General features: G+C 65.2%; 17 protein-coding genes and 2 pseudogenes. 11 read left to right on the forward strand and 8 right to left on the reverse strand.

The features are described from left to right. The first annotated feature begins 1 nt into the window (after position 1). Both traD and AB5975_28880 read left to right on the forward strand, forming a co-directional pair. Positions 2-2,191 carry a type IV conjugative transfer system coupling protein TraD gene (traD, locus tag AB5975_28875; protein ID XDR20380.1) on the forward strand — a complete coding sequence of 730 codons (2,190 nt, stop codon included), beginning with the start codon at positions 2-4 and terminating at the stop codon, positions 2,189-2,191. Beyond that, entirely contained in the window at positions 2,188-2,937 is a 750-nt protein-coding gene (locus AB5975_28880; protein XDR20381.1) for a TIGR03747 family integrating conjugative element membrane protein, read from the forward strand. Before traD ends, AB5975_28880 begins: the two co-directional genes overlap by 4 nt. Before the next feature lie 40 nt (positions 2,938-2,977). Here the strand turns inward: AB5975_28880 and AB5975_28885 are convergent, their stop codons facing one another. From AB5975_28885 to AB5975_28920, 8 genes and pseudogenes are all read right to left on the reverse strand, one after another. Then, positions 2,978-5,602, reverse strand: coding sequence for an AAA family ATPase (locus AB5975_28885; GenBank protein XDR20382.1), 2,625 nt, complete (start codon positions 5,600-5,602; stop codon positions 2,978-2,980). A 9-nt stretch (positions 5,603-5,611) separates the two neighbouring features. After that, on the reverse strand, positions 5,612-6,337 hold the full coding sequence (gene nucC, locus AB5975_28890) for a CBASS effector endonuclease NucC (GenBank protein ID XDR20383.1): 726 nt from the start codon (positions 6,335-6,337) through the stop codon (positions 5,612-5,614). Between the two features lie 38 nt (positions 6,338-6,375). After that, the gene (locus AB5975_28895; protein ID XDR20384.1) at positions 6,376-7,278 is read right to left on the reverse strand and encodes a CBASS oligonucleotide cyclase; all 903 of its coding nucleotides are present in this window, start codon (positions 7,276-7,278) and stop codon (positions 6,376-6,378) included. Next, entirely contained in the window at positions 7,278-7,778 is a 501-nt protein-coding gene (gene cap7 / locus AB5975_28900; protein XDR20385.1) for a type III CBASS phage resistance system CD-NTase-associated protein Cap7, read from the reverse strand. Before cap7 ends, AB5975_28895 begins: the two co-directional genes overlap by 1 nt. Continuing rightward, positions 7,775-8,245, reverse strand: coding sequence for a type III CBASS phage resistance system CD-NTase-associated protein Cap8 (cap8, locus tag AB5975_28905; GenBank protein XDR20386.1), 471 nt, complete (start codon positions 8,243-8,245; stop codon positions 7,775-7,777). Before cap8 ends, cap7 begins: the two co-directional genes overlap by 4 nt. Beyond that, positions 8,242-9,155: pseudogene (locus AB5975_28910) on the reverse strand (AAA family ATPase). The gene cap8 and the pseudogene AB5975_28910 overlap by 4 nt, the downstream one beginning before the upstream one ends. Positions 9,156-9,172: 17 nt before the next feature. Further along, complete coding sequence (locus AB5975_28915) at positions 9,173-9,748, reverse strand: PIN domain-containing protein (protein XDR20387.1); 576 nt, start codon at positions 9,746-9,748, stop codon at positions 9,173-9,175. Further along, positions 9,745-10,215: a helix-turn-helix domain-containing protein gene (locus tag AB5975_28920; GenBank protein XDR20388.1), complete on the reverse strand. Its 471-nt coding sequence runs from the start codon at positions 10,213-10,215 to the stop codon at positions 9,745-9,747. Before AB5975_28920 ends, AB5975_28915 begins: the two co-directional genes overlap by 4 nt. Before the next feature lie 203 nt (positions 10,216-10,418). Between AB5975_28920 and AB5975_28925 the strand changes: the two are divergent. From AB5975_28925 to AB5975_28965, 9 genes and pseudogenes are all read left to right on the forward strand, one after another. Continuing rightward, a pseudogene (locus AB5975_28925) lies at positions 10,419-10,787 on the forward strand (RAQPRD family integrative conjugative element protein). Between the two features lie 10 nt (positions 10,788-10,797). Further along, the gene (locus tag AB5975_28930) at positions 10,798-11,031 is read left to right on the forward strand and encodes a TIGR03758 family integrating conjugative element protein (protein XDR20389.1); all 234 of its coding nucleotides are present in this window, start codon (positions 10,798-10,800) and stop codon (positions 11,029-11,031) included. Between the two features lie 16 nt (positions 11,032-11,047). Then, positions 11,048-11,407 (forward strand): TIGR03745 family integrating conjugative element membrane protein, encoded by a 360-nt coding sequence (locus tag AB5975_28935; GenBank protein ID XDR20390.1) that lies wholly within the window; start codon positions 11,048-11,050, stop codon positions 11,405-11,407. 12 nt (positions 11,408-11,419) lie between these two features. Then, on the forward strand, positions 11,420-11,830 hold the full coding sequence (locus AB5975_28940) for a TIGR03750 family conjugal transfer protein (GenBank protein XDR20391.1): 411 nt from the start codon (positions 11,420-11,422) through the stop codon (positions 11,828-11,830). Then, a complete protein-coding gene (locus tag AB5975_28945) occupies positions 11,827-12,519 on the forward strand; it encodes a PFL_4703 family integrating conjugative element protein (GenBank protein ID XDR20392.1) in 693 nt (230 codons plus the stop codon). Before AB5975_28940 ends, AB5975_28945 begins: the two co-directional genes overlap by 4 nt. Then, complete coding sequence (locus tag AB5975_28950; GenBank protein ID XDR20393.1) at positions 12,516-13,427, forward strand: TIGR03749 family integrating conjugative element protein; 912 nt, start codon at positions 12,516-12,518, stop codon at positions 13,425-13,427. Before AB5975_28945 ends, AB5975_28950 begins: the two co-directional genes overlap by 4 nt. Next, on the forward strand, positions 13,417-14,835 hold the full coding sequence (locus AB5975_28955; GenBank protein ID XDR20394.1) for a TIGR03752 family integrating conjugative element protein: 1,419 nt from the start codon (positions 13,417-13,419) through the stop codon (positions 14,833-14,835). The genes AB5975_28950 and AB5975_28955 overlap by 11 nt, the downstream gene beginning before the upstream one ends. Beyond that, positions 14,816-15,256, forward strand: coding sequence for a TIGR03751 family conjugal transfer lipoprotein (locus tag AB5975_28960; GenBank protein XDR20395.1), 441 nt, complete (start codon positions 14,816-14,818; stop codon positions 15,254-15,256). The genes AB5975_28955 and AB5975_28960 overlap by 20 nt, the downstream gene beginning before the upstream one ends. Further along, entirely contained in the window at positions 15,256-18,141 is a 2,886-nt protein-coding gene (locus AB5975_28965; protein XDR20396.1) for a conjugative transfer ATPase, read from the forward strand. Before AB5975_28960 ends, AB5975_28965 begins: the two co-directional genes overlap by 1 nt. Position 18,142 lies beyond the last annotated feature (1 nt).

The raw sequence follows: 18,142 nt of genomic DNA on the forward strand, positions 1-18,142 counted from the left end.
CATGTCGGGCAAACAGCCGGTCGAGGTTCTGCTACGCCCAGCGGTGGAGCTATACACCGTCGCGGCGTGTGCAGGCGCCGCGTTTCTGTGCCTGGTGGCCCCATGGTCGCTCGCGCTGAGCCCGGCCATGGGCATCGGCAGCGCCTTGGCGTTCGGCGCCTACGGCGCGATCCGCTACCGCGATGCCCGCATCATCCTGCGCTACCGGCGCAACATCCGCCGTCTGCCGCGTTACGTGATGACCAGCAAGGACGTGCCGGTCAGCCAGCAGCGCCTATTCGTGGGGCGCGGCTTTCTCTGGGAGCAGAAGCACACGCATCGGCTGATGCAGACGTACCGGCCCGAGTTCCGCCGCTACGTCGAGCCGACGCCGGCCTACCGGCTGACCAGGCGCCTGGAGGAACGGCTGGAGTTCGCGCCATTGCCGCTCTCGCGCCTGCCGAAGCTCACCGGCTGGGACGCGCCTTTCAACCCCGTGCGCCCGTTGCCGCCTGTCGGCGGCCTGCCAAGGCTGCACGGCATCGAGCCCGACGAAGTGGACGTCAGCCTGCCGCTGGGCGAGCGCGTCGGGCACTCGCTGGTGCTGGGCACCACGCGGGTGGGCAAGACGCGCCTGGCCGAGTTGTTCGTCACGCAGGACATCCGTCGCAGGAATGCTGCCGGCGAGCATGAGGTCGTCATCGTCATCGACCCCAAGGGGGATGCCGATCTCTTGAAACGGATGTACGTCGAAGCCCAGCGCGCTGGCCGCGAAGGCGAGTTCTACATCTTCCACTTGGGCTGGCCGGAAATCAGCGCCCGCTACAACGCCGTGGGCCGCTTCGGTCGGATCTCGGAAGTGGCGACACGCATCGCGGGGCAGCTCTCCGGCGAAGGCAACAGCGCGGCGTTCCGCGAGTTCGCATGGCGCTTCGTGAACATCATCGCCCGCGCCCTGGTGGAACTGGGGCAGCGCCCGGACTACATGCTGATCCAGCGCCACGTCATCAACATCGACGCGCTGTTCATTGAGTACGCCCAGCACTACTTTGCCAAGACGGAGCCCAAGGCCTGGGAGGTGATCGTCCAGATCGAGGCCAAGCTCAACGAGAAGAACATCCCAAGGAACATGATCGGGCGCGAGAAGCGTGTGGTGGCGCTGGAGCAATACCTCTCCCAGGCGCGCAACTACGACCCTGTGCTCGATGGCCTGCGCTCGGCGGTGCGCTACGACAAGACCTACTTCGACAAGATCGTTGCATCGCTGCTGCCGCTGCTGGAAAAGCTCACGAGCGGCAAGATCGCCCAGCTCCTGGCGCCGAACTACTCCGACCTGGCCGACCCGCGCCCGATCTTCGACTGGATGCAGGTGATCAGGAAGCGCGCCGTCGTCTATGTCGGCTTGGACGCGCTGTCCGATGCGGAGGTCGCCGCAGCGGTCGGCAACTCGATGTTCAGCGATCTCGTCTCGGTGGCTGGGCACATCTACAAGCACGGAATCGACGATGGCCTGCCGGGCGCATCGGCTGGTGCGCGCGTGCCGATCAACGTGCATGCGGACGAGTTCAATGAATTGATGGGTGACGAGTTCATTCCGCTCATCAACAAGGGCGGTGGCGCGGGCCTGCAAGTCACCGCCTACACGCAAACGCTTTCGGACATCGAGGCCCGCATCGGCAACCGCGCGAAGGCCGGCCAAGTGATCGGGAATTTCAACAATTTATTCATGTTGCGCGTGCGCGAGACGGCCACCGCGGAACTGCTGACGAGGCAGTTGCCGAAGGTCGAGGTCTATACGACCACCATCGTCTCGGGCGCGACGGACAGCTCAGACATCCGCGGCGCGACGGACTTCACGTCGAACACCCAGGACCGCATCAGCATGGCCAGCGTGCCGATGATCGAGCCGTCACACGTCGTCGGTCTGCCCAAGGGCCAATGCTTCGCGCTGCTGCAGGGCGGCCAGCTTTGGAAGGTGCGCATGCCGCTTCCGGCGCCAGACCCCGATGAAGTGATGCCGACGGACTTGCAGCAACTGGCCGGGTATATGCGCCAGAGCTACAGCGAGGCCACGCAGTGGTGGGAGTTCACCAGTTCCGCAGCCTTGCCGCATGCAGCCTTGCCCGACGACCTGCTGGATGACGCCGCTCCAGCCGAGCCTGACGCGGTGGCCACCGGCGCCGACGACAGCACCGGCGAGGCCGCACCATGAAGGATGCCGCCTCGACCGCGCAGCGGGAGCAGAACCAGCGCCAGGGGCTGATCGTCGGCACCATCACCTTGCCGTTCCGGCTGCTCGGGGTGCTCATCGGCTCGCTGCTGTTCTCGATCGTGGTGGAGTGCGTCGGCATGCACCTGTTCTGGAAGGACCAGGGCTGGCGCCACTCCCAGCAGATGCTGCAGTACGAACTCGGGCACCTGTCCAACCACTTCACGCGCAGCGTGGTGGTGCAGGAGCCCGGGCGCACGGCGCACGAGCTGGTGGATACCGGGTACGAGTGGGTGTTCGTGCGCTCGGGGTTGCTGGAGCGCATGAGCCAGACCGCCGAGCGCGCCCGCGCGGCCAGCCACGGGCAGAGCCGCAACTTCCGCTACTACATCAGCCAAGTCTATGTCTGGGCCGAAAGCTACCTGATCGCTGCGGCCTTCACGACGCTCACCTTCCTGGTGCGCCTGCTGGTCCTGGTACTCACGCTGCCGCTGATCCTCACTGCAGCATTCGTCGGCCTGATCGACGGCCTGGTGCGACGGGATGTGCGCCGGTTCGGCGCGGGCCGCGAATCCGGCTTCATCTACCACCGCGCGAAGGCCAGCCTGATGCCGTTGGCCGTGCTGCCTTGGGTCACCTATCTCGCACTGCCCATAGCGGTGCATCCTCTGGTCATCCTGCTGCCCAGCGCGGCGTTGCTGGGGATGGCAGTCAGCCTGACCGCAGGCAGCTTCAAGAAGTACTTATGAGGTGACACGGGCGGCACTGCTCTGCAAAGCCGTGTGCCGTTCATCGGTTCTGCAGGGTATCAAGAGCAGCATCCAACGCCGTAACCGCCTCGACGACCGTTCTTACCGTCGCCCGATCGAACTCATGATCGCGCTGAGCGTCGTGCACACCGCTATTGAGGTAACCCCATTCAATACTCGTACCGCTGACATTGAGCAGCCTGACCAACGCCCCTACGGCATCCGGCGCACCCGCATGTTGCGCCGCGATACGCTCGACGGCCGACCGCAACTTGGTGCATTTATTGTTCAGCTCCCAAGGCGCGCGGGGCCCGCTCAGCTTGATGTCGATCCGGCCGTCCGCCCGCCGACCCAGCCACGTCCACAGGCGGTCCGTCAGACTCTCCAGCGCCGGCCGGGCCTGGCGCAGTGCCTCGCGTTTCTCGTCAGCCGCCAACGCCTGCTGGGCCAGAAGAACATAGTTCTTCGCTGGCGGGTCGCTGTCGACCCGCAGTTCGTGCTCTCCCTGATGCGGGAGAAACTTGTAGCGCTTGATGGCCGCGGCGCGGCGCACGCCCAACTCCTGCTGGATGCGGTGCAGGAACTCCTCTGCGTGCGAGGTGAGGATAACCTGCTTGCCGTGGAGCAAACCGTCCTCGAAGAAGGTACGCCAGATGCCATCGCGATGGTCGTCGTCTATCGCATTGACGACGTCATCGAAGATGACCACGGGGCAGCCCTGCGCGAGGTTCTTGGCAAGCAGAATCGCCAGACCCAAGCATTTGATGTGCCCTTCGCTGAAGACGATCAACGCGTCGTAGCGCACGCCCGGCTCGCCGGCGAACTCCACCTCGATCTTGCCGTTCTCGGCCACGGGCAACCACAGCGCGTGCAGCAGATCGCCGGGCGGATCGGCCCGGTTGAATGCGTTGTAGAGATGGCGGGCTTGGTCTCCCAGCCCCTGTAGCAGAACCCCCGGCAGAGCGGTCAGGTATGCCTGAATCTCGGGTAGGAAGCCGTCGTAGGCGGCCTTGACCCGCTGATGGTGCACCACCACCGGCATTTCGTCCGTGGCCGCCTGGATCAGGCCGCGGTTCGCGTCGTCGAATTGGGCCACGGTTTGGCGGGCGGCCGCCAGCTCCTGATCCGCAGTCGTGCGCATGGTCCGCAGCCGTTCGATCTCCAGCTGATGCTGTTGCAGGCGGTCCCGCTCCTGGGCCATCGCGCCGCGCTGGGCATGCACGTCGCGCGCCTGCGCGTCGAAGCCTTCGATGATCTGTGCGATCCGTAAGAGGGCTTGCCAGGCGCGCTGGTCCCCATTCACCCAGCCGCCGAGCCAATTGCCCGCCGACGTGGGAGGCAGCAGTGGCAGGCCCGCGGCCTGCGATTCGGCAGGACAAGCGACCCCAGCCGCCGCCACCACGCGGCGCATTTCGTCCCACAGCGCTCGGACCGCCTCGCTCAACTGCGTCCGATGCCCGGCCTCTTGCTGCTGCAGGACGGCCAGTTGCGCGAGCTGCTCCAGGCCCATTCGCGCCCTGGCGAACGGGTCCTGTGCCACAGCGGCCAGTCCGGTTCCACATGCCGGACACGCGGTCGCCCCGTCCGCCAACGCTTGCACGGCCTCGTAGAGCTTCGCGTACGACACCTCGCCCGCGCGGGCCGCGAGTTGCGCGGAAGACGCTTGCCACAGTCCCTGGACGCGGTAGGCCTCTGCCAGCAACGCTTGCAGGCGGGCCTGGGTCACCTCGTGAATGGCAGGCGGGTTGGCGTCCAGCTGAGCCTGGACATACGGTAGCCGTCCTTGCTGCTGCGGCGTACCCAGCAGCCAGTCCACGCAGGCTTGATAGGTCGCGCCAGGTGACATGCGCTGCGCCAAAGCTTGTTCCAGGCCCTCGACCGCTGCGATCTTCTGCGGGTAGGCGGCGATGGTCTGTTCGGAGTTCGCCAACCGCAGGCGACGCTGCGCCAGCTGCGCCGCCTGCACGCCGGCAAGCATCAGGTCCTGATCGAGCGAGGGGTTGAAGCCGCGCACGAACTCGCTGAACTGGTCCACGCCGAACAGGGTGGCGATGAGCTGGCGCTGATCGCTCGGGGTCCGCGCGGCGATTCGGGCGAAATCGTCGAGGCGGTTCTTCTCGATGAAGCAGAAGCGATACTCAGCTTCGTCGGGCTGGACGGCCTGCGCTTCGCCCGCCGCCGTAGACGACAGGACTGGCGCGACGTGGCGGCGCAGGCGAGCGTTGTTGCAGTACGTCCGCTGGTCGACCCGCTTGGCCTGCGCTTCGCTGATCGAACCGAGCATCGCCACTTCCAAGGCTTCGCAGAAGCTGCTCTTGCCGGTGCCGTTGGCACCGTAGACCAAGGTGATGTCATGGCTGAGGTCGAACGTCTCCTGCCGCATGAATCCTCGAAACGGCCCGACTTCGAGCTGGTGCAGTCGCCCGAGCGCCGGCCCGTTTTCGGGGCCGCGCGCGTCCCCGTCGTAGGCGACAGGCATCTGCGCCAGATGCGCGATGGCCAGCGGCGCCAAGCGCGTGGAGCGCCCCCGGCGTGCAGCACCGACCTCGGCCAGTGGCTGCAGGTGATCGAGCACCAGGTGCGCCAGCCGGCGCACGTCGTCGTGCACGTGCCGCTGCGCCAAGTGCGCCAGGAACCGGTGGTACTCCGAACGTATGCTTGCCACAGCGCCCCCTCACTTGGTCAACCACTGACCGTAAGCCTCCACATCGATCATGGGGACCGTTCCACTGAACTGAAGCTGCGCGATCAGCTTGAAAAGAAACGCGGTCGCCGGCTTGTTTTCGTTGGTGTAGCTGTACGCGCCGCTGGCTTGGTCATAGAAAAAGTGCCCGTGGGCGGCAACGCATCCGATGTCCAGACGCCCCTCGGTGAGGTTTGCGTTCAGCGCCTTGTCCATGGATGGACCCAATGCAGGACTCCATTCGCTCTCGAAGGTGAGCAAGCCACCCAGAATCGGAATCAACGGCTTCGCTGGGTAGGTCCCGCCAGCGTGCGGGATCGGCAGGCTCGTGCGGTGCAGCCTGCGCACACTGGCGACCTTCTCCTGGGCATAGGCCACAAGCCCCGCGTCAGCCGTCTGCTTGGCCTCGAAAACGGCGTACACGCTTTCGGCTGGAATGATCGTCTCGTTCTCGTAGGTGAAGATAAAAGGCGAATATTGCCGATCAAACACCACCACATCGATCTGCTGGCTGAAGTTCCCCAGGCTGTCCACCACATGCGCCTTGGCCGCCTGGTACCGTTTGGGCAGATAGGTATCCAGCATGTCGATCCAGACGTTCTCGCTCGCATCCCCCTTCGTACCCGGGTGACCGAAGGTCTTGCGTACTACGGACAAGCGCTGCTGGATGTCCTCATGCAGGGACGACAGGAGCTGGGAAAGCGACCACTGGGACATGCTGTACCTCGATGGGACGTGTATGGAAGCCGATGGAATCAGGACAGTGGGAACTTGGGGCCAAACAGTGCGCGCCAGGCGCGAAGCGCTTCGATATTGCGACCACGACGCGCGTGGTCGATGGCGATGCTTGCGTCTTGGCTCGCCTGGAACAGCAGCTGCTGCGCGCGCTGCTTGCGCGCGGCATCCATATCGTTGCTGATCGCCGGGCCAAGTCCGGCGGGATCCGGCCACTCGTCATGAACTCGATCGGCAAGCGTGGCAAAGAACGACTGGATCTCGCGATCGAACGATCCTCCCCAGCCGCCGTAAAGACACTCAAGGGCCATTACCTCGATCAGGAACGAGGGCTTCACCGGCTTCAGATCGCCGTGCTTGGGATTGTTGTTCCAGTACTTCACCATGCGCACGAGACCTTTCCACTCATTGCCATAGGCTTGGTGCGCTGCGGTCGCCTTGTCCTTATGGATCTCCGGGTCCGTCTTGATCCACTTTCCGGACGCCGTATCGGGGATCTCATACTGGTCGCCGGTATCGAATGCGGGCACCGCATCCACGCTGACCACCCGGTAGTCCGTGTTGTCCTCCGCGTCGATGTGAACACCGAAATCCACGTTGATCGAGCGCGCCTGTTTGCGCACGGCCGCCGAACCGTATTTCTCCACCAATGCAGAGTGGAAATCATCCAGCACTACCGATGCGGCCTTGCCGTGGTAATGCTTCTCCGAGTCCTTCAGCACGAAGAAGATGTCGATATCCTTGAGCGGCTTCGTCTTCGTGTATCGAGCATAGGAACCGGTCAGGAAGCTGCGCGCAATGCCGAACTTGGTCTGCAGGTAGTCCCGCACTTCGTTCTGGCGTTGCGAGGCATTCTTCTGTTCGCGTTCGTTGAGTTCCAGACGCGACTTGAACTTGCGAAAAGCTTCATCGATCGACAGCATCAGCGTTGCCTCCAATATCCGGCCTGACCCGCCAGGCCGCTGTGTTCGACAGTCGAGCCTAGGCTCTGCTTGACCATTCCATCCGTCGAGCGATAACTTCCTTTGCTCCATCCCTCCACATCAGGTCGCCCTGGCTTTGTATCGAGCATTAACTTGTACTTGGCCTGCGATGGCAGCAGCCCAGCTTTCTTGATCGCGTACTTCAACTGCTCGGTATCTGTCCAGAAGCTGCCGTCGCCATCGGACCACCCATACACGATGTCGATATCCCATCGGGTCACGAGCTTGTCGGTTGCCGGGTTGTAGATCTCCAGAATCACCTTGCGCAGATCACCGGTCCCGAGCCACGTCTTGATGGCTCGGGTATTGCTCTCCCAGCGATCCGCAAAGTGCTCAGGGTCCAGCCCACTGAGCAGGATGATGTCTTTCAAGCTCTTGAGGATGTTGTCGGTCACATAGGTAACCGAGTGCGTGTACGAGTAGGTGGCGACGGTGCTCATGACTTGAGGAAACCTCCGAGGTCGAGCGACAGCGCTTGCCCAGCATCGGCCTGCGCCTGCGTGGCAATTCCTTGGCTCAAGTCCCGTGCAATGATGCGAGAACTGTGCTTTTTGAGCGCGCTTTGCACCCAGCCGAGCTGCTCCTTCGGACACGGCAGCGAGACTCCCCAGTCTCCCTTCAACGGCTCGAACCCCAAGACTTCTTCGTTGGCATCATCACCATAGATCGCGTCTTCGTCGAAGAGGCAGTAGATCCTGGTCCGTGGTCCATCGCATGTCGCAACGATGGGCGCGCTCTTGGGTGCCTGGTCGGCGATCAAGCTGGCGGCCACGCCCGTCACGGCCCTGAGTTCAGAGCGAGCCGTGCCGTCCTTGCCCTGAGTGAGCAGTTCGACAATGGCATCCCATGTCTGCAACGCATCGCGGTGCGGCGAGCTGCGAAACGTCCGGCTGACAACGGTGGTCATTTTTGCTTCCCTCCTTGAAGGCGCATTTGCTTTGCCTGTCGTATCGCACTGCGCAAGTGCTCTACGGAAAGCTTGTTCGGATCGATAGCCACTTGCGGGTCGGCCGCGAGGGCGTTGGCTACGACCTTGCGAATGGCCCGACCATCCAATCCGACGCACTCGCCAGCGCACGCGTCGAACTGGTGAGCCGAGGAAAGCTTGCCAATCCCCGGAAATGTCTTTGCCAGGCCATTCAGGCAGTCCACTAGGATCTGCTTGCAGGCATCCTTGCCGGGCAGTGGCACCTCCATCACCATGTCGCAACGAGATAGGAAGGCACTGTCGACGGCCTGTGGGAAGTTGCTGGTGGCCACGAACAGCAGATGCGGGTTGCGTTCGGCCAACATGTCCAACTGCACCAACACCGCGTCGGTGGCCCGGTGCACATCAACCGGGTTGGCTTCCAGGCTGAGCTTCGCTCGATCAGCCGCAAGCGTTTCGACCTCGTCCAGAAGGACGATCGTCGGGCCCGCCGCTGCGGATTCTGCGATCGATTGCGAGAACAGGTCTGCCACGGCGCGTTGAGTCTTTCCCATTGCAGAGCTCGTCAGCGTGTGAGGCTCCACTTCCAGCAATCGAAACTTCGCAGAAGAAAAAGATTCGGCCACACGATGCGCCAAGCCCCGTGCCAAGGAGGTCTTCCCAGTCCCGGCGGGCCGACCAACAAGATCACGCCGTGCAGGGGGAGTACCGTGCGCTCCACCTTGGGGCGCACCGTGAAGTTGACGATCGCTTGTGACAGCAACTGTTTTTTGATGGCTTCGTCCATCACGATCGAATCCCACAAGTCACCCAGCGACTTATCCGGCAGCTTCCAGCTTCGATGGATGCCTTTCGGCAAAGTGGCGTCTGATGAAGGATTCTTGGTCATCCGTGGCTCTCGGCGGGTCAGAGAATGGTGCGATAGGTCGCCAGCACCTTGGTCGTTTGCACAAGGCCTTGGCGCAGCAGGATTTCGAGATAGCGGTCCACATCGATCGGCGGATGCTTGAGTTGGGCACGCTGGCGCTGCGCAGCCGACACTACGGCGGCCGCATCCAGATCCAGCAGGTTGTCCACAAACTCATCGGGGTGCTGCGATTCGATGCCGTACGGAGCCAGCAGATCGTTCGGGAAATCACGTTCGTTGAACGTCACAATCACGCTCGCACCGCAGCGAATCGCCGCAGCCAGGACGTGCCGATCGTTCGGATCGGGTAATGTCAGGCCTGCCACGAGCGCTTCGTAGCCCTCCACCAAGCCGTCCGGAATGGCCCTGTCCATGAGATCCGACGTCCTGTCGACCTGAACCCGGGTGAGATCGGGGCGGTTGATCAACAGATTGCGTTTCCACTCCTCATGAATGGCTTGGCTCCACCGCGCCCGGAAGCGGCCAGACAGGCCGAGCCACATCAGGAAATCCCGCAGTGGCGCGGGATATAGAACGCACGCGTCGTAGACGGCGGTGAATGGGGAATGCCTCATTCGTATCCCATTCCCAACTCTTGCGACTGCTGAGCGAGTTCGGCCATCGCCTGCTCACTGGCGCGCTCGCGCGCTTCCTTGTACTGCATCAGATCGGCGAACCTCACCCTGCGGTGCTTGCCGGTGCGATGAAATGCCAACACCCCATCTTCTAGCAGCTTGACGAAATGGGGACGGGACACGTTGAGCAAGTCCGCCGCCTCTTGGGTCGTCAGCTCTGCATGGACGGGCACCACCTTTACTGCATTGCCATCGGCCAACTCGGCCAGGATGTCGACCAGCAGGCGTAAAGCCGAGGTAGGCAGTTCCACCTGATGAGCCTGTTTGTGGTCATCAAAGATCTGGATGTGCTGCGTCTCGAACTGGGTTGCGAGGTAAGCCGCCAAGGCACGTTGACCCTGGACGGCTGCCTTAACCTCTCCCGCGGCGGGAAGGGTCATCTTGGATTGGGCAGTGGCGGTGGTCATGGGTAGCTCCTAAGCGAAAACGGTTGCAGAGCCGATCATATTCGAAACACTCGAAAAACGCAATAATCGAAACTCCACCCGGGCTTTTGTAGGTTCGCTCGCGGTATGCCCAATCCGGTCGTCCGCCAGTTCCTATTGTTTGCGGCCTAAAACAGCCCTGATCTCCACGATCACCCCATTGCTGATCACACAGGAATGGCGCGATGGTGGCTTCGATCTGGCTGCGCGCCGCGCATCGCGGCGTGCCCACTTTTCTCGTGACGGCCCTCCTGCTGGGTCAGTCCCAGATGGCCTTGGCCGAGTCTCCGGCACAGCGCCAGGAGCTGGTCGCCGCACTGCGCCAGCTCGACGCGCTGGAGCGCACCGTCGCGGACAGCGCCGCGCATGCCCCCATCCAGCCGGGCGAGCGCTACCACTTCGACTACCCGCGGCTGCTGGCTGACCTGGCGCGCGTTCGCGCCGGCATCCAGTTTCACCTGACGCCATCGCGCGCTCAGCCGCGCGACCCCTCCGAACTGGCCGGCGACTACCGCACCGAGCGGGCGGCCGAGCCGCTGCCGGCGACGACTGCGGGGGCAAGCAATGAACGGCGCCCAGGTCTCGGCATTTCAAGCCAACAGCGGCATCGCGCCTTCCGCAATGGCGACCGTCCTGGTCGGCGTCGTGTTCGCGGTCCTGCTCGTGTGGGGCGTCTGGGCCATCCGAACGGCCTACGTGGGGTGGTCCGAGAGCCGCCTCAACCAGCGCCAGTTCCTCGGCGTCTGCATCCGCTTCGTCGCGATGTACCTCGTCCTGAGTTTCTTCCTTCTGTCCTGACCTGAAAGGCCCGACCATGCACAACCGCATCCTCACTTCCCGTCTCGCCCAGCGCGCCGCCATGGCCCTGGGCGCCGCCGCGCTGCCCGCGCTGTCGTTCGCGCAAGGCCTGCCGCAGTTGGAGAACCCGACCCGCGGCACCGGCAACGGCATCATGGAAACGATCAGGAACTACGGCTACGACATCATCATGCTCGTAGCCCTCCTGGTCGTGGCGTCGATGTTCATCGGCGTCTGCTACCACGCCTACGGCACCTACGCGGAAATCCACACCGGCCGCAAGACCTGGGGCCAGTTTGGCCTCACCGTCGCGATCGGTGCCGTGCTGCTCGTGATCGGCATCTGGCTGCTCACCGAAGCCACCGGCATCCTGTAAGGCGAGGCCGGTATGTCCGAGCAGCAGCACGTCCGTGCGGACGGGACGGTCACGTTCCTTCCGCATCGGCTCAACCGCCACCCTGTTGTCGTGCGCGGCCTCACCGCCGACGAACTGTGGATCTGCTGCGGCCTGTCCGGCGCCGCCGGCCTGCTGGTCGGCGCGCCGCTGTCCTGGGTGTTCCGCACGATCGCCATCGCGCCGACGTTCGTCGTCCTGGGCGTGGCCCTGGGCGTCTTCATCGGCGGCGGCATCCTGCGCCGGCTCAAGCGCGGGCGCCCCGACACCTGGCTGTACCGGCAACTGCAATGGCGCATCGCCACGCGCCATCCACTGATGGCGGGATGGGTAGGCGGCCACGTGCTGATCTCGCGCTCCGGCTTCTGGTCCACCCGAAGGTCCGTTGCAAGGGGGGCACGATGAGCCGCTTCAAGAACGAGATCACCCACCTGCAGGCGCACATCAAGACCTTGCGCCTGGGCGCGGGCGCGCTGGTCATTGTCGCCCTGGTCATGGGCGGCGGCTGGTGGAGCGCGCCGCGCGACCTGACCATCCACGTCCCGCCCGACCTGCGCTCTGGCAGTACCCGCAAGTGGTGGGAAGTGCCGCCCGAATCGGTCTATGCGTTCACGTTCTACGTGTTCCAGACGCTGAACCGCTGGCCGACCAATGGCGAAGAAGACTACTCGCGCAACCTCCACACGCTCTCGCCGTACCTCACCCCGTCCTGCCAGGCCTTCCTTCGCGCGGACTACGACTACCGCCGCTCCACCGGCGAGCTACGCCAGCGCGTGCGCGGCATCTACGAGATTCCCGGCCGCGGCTATGGCGACGACCCCACGGCGCGCGTGCGCACCGTGTCCGATCGCGACTGGGTGGTGACGCTGGACATCACGGCGGACGAGTACTACGGCGCCGAGCAGGTCAAGCGCGCCCTGGTGCGTTATCCGATCAAGGTCACGCGGGTGGACGTCGATCCCGCCCGCAACCCGTTCGGCCTGGCGCTGGACTGCTACGAAGGCGCGCCCCAGCGCATCAGTGCACCGGAGCCGGCGCGCCCGGCGTCGAGTGGCCTGTCTCCGCAAGCGCCTCAAGGAGGAAACACCCCATGAAGCATCCTGTACTCGCGCTGCTGGGGCTACTGGCCGTGGCCGCGGCACCCGTCGCCCAGGCGGTGGAGATCCTGCGTTGGGAACGCATGCCACTGGCAGTGCCGCTGAAGGTCGGTCAGGAACGCATCGTGTTCATCGACCGGAACGTGCGCGTGGGCGTGCCCGCGGGCGTGGGCGAACGCCTGCGCGTGCAGAGTGCGGGTGGCGCGGTGTACCTGCGCGCCAGCGAGCCGATCGAGCCCACGCGGTTGCAACTGCAGGACGCCGACACGGGCGCGCTGATCCTGCTGGACATCGCAGCCGAACCGCCCAAGGACGGGGAAGCCGAGCTGGAGCCGGTGCGCATCGTCGAGGGTGACAGCGCACCGGGACGCTATGGCGAGCAGGCCGACAGTGCCGAGGCCCCGGCACGCGCCCAGGGCCAGGCAGGTGCGCGGACCGCGCGGCGCGAAACTCCGGTCCCTGTCGTGCTGACGCGCTTCGCCGCGCAGAACCTCTACGCACCGCTGCGCACCGTCGAGCCGCTTCCGGGCGTCATGCGGGTCAACCTGCCCCGCGACCTCGACCTGGACACACTGATGCCAACGCTGCCGGTGCGCGCGGTCGCGCTCGCGTCGTGGCGCCTGGAAGACCAATGGGTGACTGCCGTGCGCCTTACCAACACCGGCGCCGACTGGGTCGCGCTCGACCCGCGCGTGCTGCAAGGCGATTTCCTCACCGCCACCTTCCAGCACGAGGCGCTGGGCCCGCGCGGCACGCCCGAGGACACGACCGTCCTCTACCTGGTCACGGGCGGCCGCGGCCTCGCGCAGTCGCTGCTGCCGGCGATTCACCGCTTCGACCCTGCCGTGCATCTGCCGCAGCCGGACGGCGACGAGAACGCCAAGGAGGCCCGCCATGCGCAGTAACGGCCTGCTCAAGTGGCTGATGATCCCTGTCGCCATCCTGGTGCTGTTCGTCGGTATCCGGCTGTTCTCGGGTGGAGGCAGCACGGCGCCACCCGCGGCGGACAACGGCGCCCAGCTCACGCCCGAGGAAATGAAGGCGCTGGGCATCGAAGGCGACACCCCGCGCGACACCGTGGCGACGCTCGTTGCCCAAGTGAAGCAGTTGCGCACCGAGCTTCAGACCGCGCTCTCGGACAACAAGTCGCAGCGTGAAGAGAACCAGCGACTGCGCCAGCGCGAGAACTCCATCGACCAGCGCATCAACTCGGCGCTCGAATCCGAGCGGTCCAACCTGCGCCGCGACCAGGAGCAGGCGGCCAGCGCGCGCCAGCAGACCGAAGGGCTGCTCGCCGACCTGCAGCGGCGCCTGGACAGCATCGGCGGGCGCGGCGGCGGCCATGCGGACCTGCCCGTGGGCCTGGGGCTGCAGGGCGGCGACGAGGCCGGCATGGAGGGCGGCGTGCGGTGGGTCGAGCCGGACGACGCAAAGCCCGCCGAGGGGCGCAACGGCGGTCGTGGCGCGAGCGGCGGAATGAGCTTCCCCACGAGCTTCGGCCCGGCGCAGAGCACGCTCGAAACCACCGCGGAAACCGTGGCCAACGCGGGCGCCCGCGCCTCTGGGGTCAAGAGTGCCAAGCCGGTCTATACCGTGCCGACCAACTCCACGCTCATGGGTTCGGTCGCCATGACCGCGCTGATCGGCCGCGTGCCGATCGACGGCACGGTCAACGATCCCTATCCGTTCAAAGTCCTGGTCGGGCCGGACAACCTGACCGCCAATGGCATCGACATTCCCGACGTGGCCGGCGCCGTGTTCAGCGGCACCGCATCGGGCGACTGGACGCTTTCGTGCGTGCGCGGCCAGGTGCGCAGCATCACGTTCGTCTTCAACGACGGCACGATCCGCACGATCCCCGAAGACCGCGAGGGCAACCAGCAGAACAACCAGCAACGCGACGGCTTGGGCTGGATCAGCGACCCGCACGGCATCCCCTGCGTCAGCGGCGAGCGGCGCAGCAACGCCCAGCAGTACCTCGGCTCGCAGGCCCTGATCACCGCGGCCGGTGCCGGCGTGGCCTCGCTCATCGAGAGCGACAGCGGCCGCATGTCCTATGTCGGCTCGGACGGCTCCATCGGCACCGTGGGCATCACCGGCCAGGAAGCGGTCGGCCAGATTCTCGCGGGCGGTGTCCGGGACATGTCGGCCTGGGTCAACAAGCTCTACGGCCAGGCGTTCGCCGCCGTCTATGTGCAGCCCGGCGCCAAGGTCGCCGTCCACCTCGAAAAACCGCTCGCCATCGACTTCGATCCCGAAGGCCGCAAGGTCGATCACCGCGCAGGAGAAAGCCATGCTCTCGAACTCGATTAAGGGCCTGGTGCTGGCCCTCGCCGTCGCGGTGCTCGGCGGCTGCGCCACCAGCAAGGAAAAGCTGCTGACCCACGGTGACCGCACGATGATGGACATCTGGCAGCAGGAGGCCGGCGACGGCGGTGGCGCAGCCGGACGGAACGCCGGCCGCCAGCTGCTCGATGCGCGCCAGAGCCTGCGTCGGCCCCTGACCGACGCCGACGTGCAGGCCGCACCTGTCGAGCAGATGCGCTACACGCGCACCGCGCGCAATGAGGTCCACCGCCAGTTCCAGCGCCTGCCCAATCCCGATCTCGTGATGTACGTGTACCCGCATCTGGCCGGCACCGATCCCGTGCCGGTGCCCGGCTACACGACCGTCTTCCCGCTCTACCAGCGCATCCAGTACGCGATGCCGGGCGAGCGCGTGGAGGACTACTGATGCGGTGGAAACTCCCATGGCCGAAGCTGGCCGGCGCCGGCTCCAGTAGCCCGGCTAGCGATGAGCAGCCGGACAGCTGGCAGCGCCACGTCGAGGCCTTGCGCCAGGCCGGCATCCCCGAACCCGGTTCGGCAGTCCACGGCCGCAAGCCAGCGACCGTGGCCGACGAGCAGGCGCTGTACGACGTTGCGCCGTCCTTCGTGGAACTGCTGCCCTGGGTGGAGTTCTTGCCCGGGTCGAAATCGATGCTCCTGGAGGATGGCCAATCGGTGGCGGCGTTCTACGAACTGGTGCCGCTGGGCACCGAAGGCCGGGAACCCGGCTGGCTCGCGCATGCCCGCGACGCCCTGGAAAACGCGCTTCAGGACAGTTTCGATGAACTGGACGAGAACCCGTGGGTGCTCCAGCTCTATGCCCAGGACGAACCGAGCTTCGACCAGTACATGCAGACCTTGCGCGATTACGTGCAGCCACGTGCGCGCGGCTCGGCGTTCACCGAGTTCTACTTGCGCTTCTTCGGCCACCACCTGCGCGCTGTGGCCAAGCCCGGCGGCCTGTTCGAGGACACGGTGGTCACGCGGCTGCGCTGGCGCGGCCAGACGCGGCGGGTGCGCATGGTGATCTATCGCCGTGCAACTGGGCAGGCAAGCCGCCGCGGCCAGACGCCCGAGCAGATGCTGAACATCGTCTGCGACCGCCTGTGCGGCGGCCTGGCGAACGCCGGCATCCAGGCACGGCGCATGGTCGCAGCCGACGTCCACGACTGGCTGCTGCGGTGGTTCAATCCGCGCCCGGCGATGCTTGGACCGAGTGCAGAGGACCGGGAGCGCTTCTACGCGCTGGCGCGCTACCCCGACAGCACCGAAGAAAGCGAGGCCGGCGAAATCGAGCTGGCGAGCGGGCGGGATTTCAGCCAGCGGCTGTTCTTCGGCCAGCCACGCTCCGACGTGGAGCACGGCACCTGGTATTTCGACGGCATGCCGCACCGCGTGCTGATCACCGACCGGCTGCGCATGCCGCCCGGCACCGGACACCTGACCGGCGAGACCCGCAAAGGGGATGCCATCAACACGCTGTTCGACCAGATGCCGGAAGACACCTTGCTGTGTCTCACGATGGTCGCCACGCCGCAGGATGTCCTGGAAGCGGATCTCAACCACCTGGCGAAGAAGGCCGTGGGCGAGACGCTGGCGTCGGAGCAGACGTTGAAGGACGTGCAGGAAGCCCGCTCCCTCATCGGCAGCGCACACAAGCTCTACCGGGGGACGCTGGCATTCTACCTGCGCGGACGCGACGAAGCGGAACTGGACCGGCGCGGCCTGGACCTGGCGAACGTGATGCTCAATGCTGGCTTGCAGCCGGTGCGCGAGGACGACGAGGTGGCGCCGCTCAACAGCTACTTGCGGTGGCTGCCATGCTGCTACAACCCCGGCCAGGATCGGCGCAAGTGGTACACCCAACTGATGTTCGCTCAGCACGCGGCGAACCTGTCGCCGGTGTGGGGCCGCGCTCAAGGTACGGGGCACCCGGGCATCACGATGTTCAACCGCGGTGGCGGGCCGATCACCTTCGACCCGCTCAGCCGCCTGGATCGGCAGATGAACGCCCATCTGTTCCTGTTCGGCCCCACCGGCTCCGGCAAGAGCGCCACGCTCAACAACCTCTTGAATCAGGTCACGGCCATCTACCGACCGCGGCTGTTCATCGTGGAGGCTGGCAACAGCTTCGGCCTGTTCAGCGACTTCGCACGCATGCTCGGGCTGACGGTAAACCGGGTCAAGCTGGCCCCAGGTTCGGGCATCAGCCTCGCGCCATTCGCAGACGCGCGTCGGCTGATCGAGACGCCCAGCGACGTGCAGACGCTCGACGCCGACGCGCTGGATGAAGACCCGCCACCAGATGCCTCGGCCATGGAGGCGGACGAGCAGCGCGACGTGCTCGGCGAACTGGAGATCACGGCGCGGCTGATGATCACGGGCGGAGAGGACAAGGAGGAAGCCCGGATGACGCGGGCTGACCGCTCGCTGATCCGTCAGTGCATCCTCGACGCCGCCGAGCACTGCGTGGCCGACAAACGCACGGTGCTTACGCGCGACGTGCGCAACGCGTTGCGCGCCCGCGGCCAGGACCCGACGCTGCCCGAAATGCGCCGCGTGCGGCTGCTGGAGATGGCGGATGCGATGGACATGTTCTGTCAAGGCACGGACGGCGAAATGTTCGACCGCGACGGCACGCCGTGGCCCGAAGCCGACATCACCTTGGTTGACCTCGCGACATACGCCCGCGAGGGCTACAACGCGCAGCTCTCCATCGCTTACATCAGCCTGATCAGCACGGTGAACAACATCGCCGAGCGCGACCAATACCTGGGACGCCCGATCATCAACGTCACCGACGAAGGCCACATCATCACGAAGAACCCGCTGCTCGCGCCCTACGTCGTGAAAATTACAAAGATGTGGAGGAAATTGGGGGCCTGGTTCTGGCTCGCGACGCAGAACATCGACGACCTGCCGCGCGCCGCGGAGCCCATGCTCAACATGATCGAGTGGTGGATCTGTCTCAGCATGCCGCCCGATGAAGTTGAGAAGATCGCGCGGTTCCGCGAACTCTCGCCCGCGCAGAAGGCGCTGATGCTTTCGGCGCGCAAGGAAGCGGGGAAATTCACCGAAGGCGTCATCCTCTCCAAGAGCATGGAAGTGCTGTTCCGCGCCGTGCCGCCGTCCCTGTACCTCGCCCTCGCGCAGACAGAACCCGAGGAGAAGGCCGAACGCTACCAGCTCATGCAGCAGTACGGCTGCACCGAACTGGAAGCGGCTTTCAAGGTGGCCGAGAAGATCGACCAGGCCCGCGGCATCGAGTCGCCGGCCCTGGAACTGTCGTAAA

The organism is Pseudomonas putida, from assembly GCA_041071465.1.
Lineage (GTDB): Bacteria > Pseudomonadota > Gammaproteobacteria > Pseudomonadales > Pseudomonadaceae > Aquipseudomonas > Aquipseudomonas putida_P.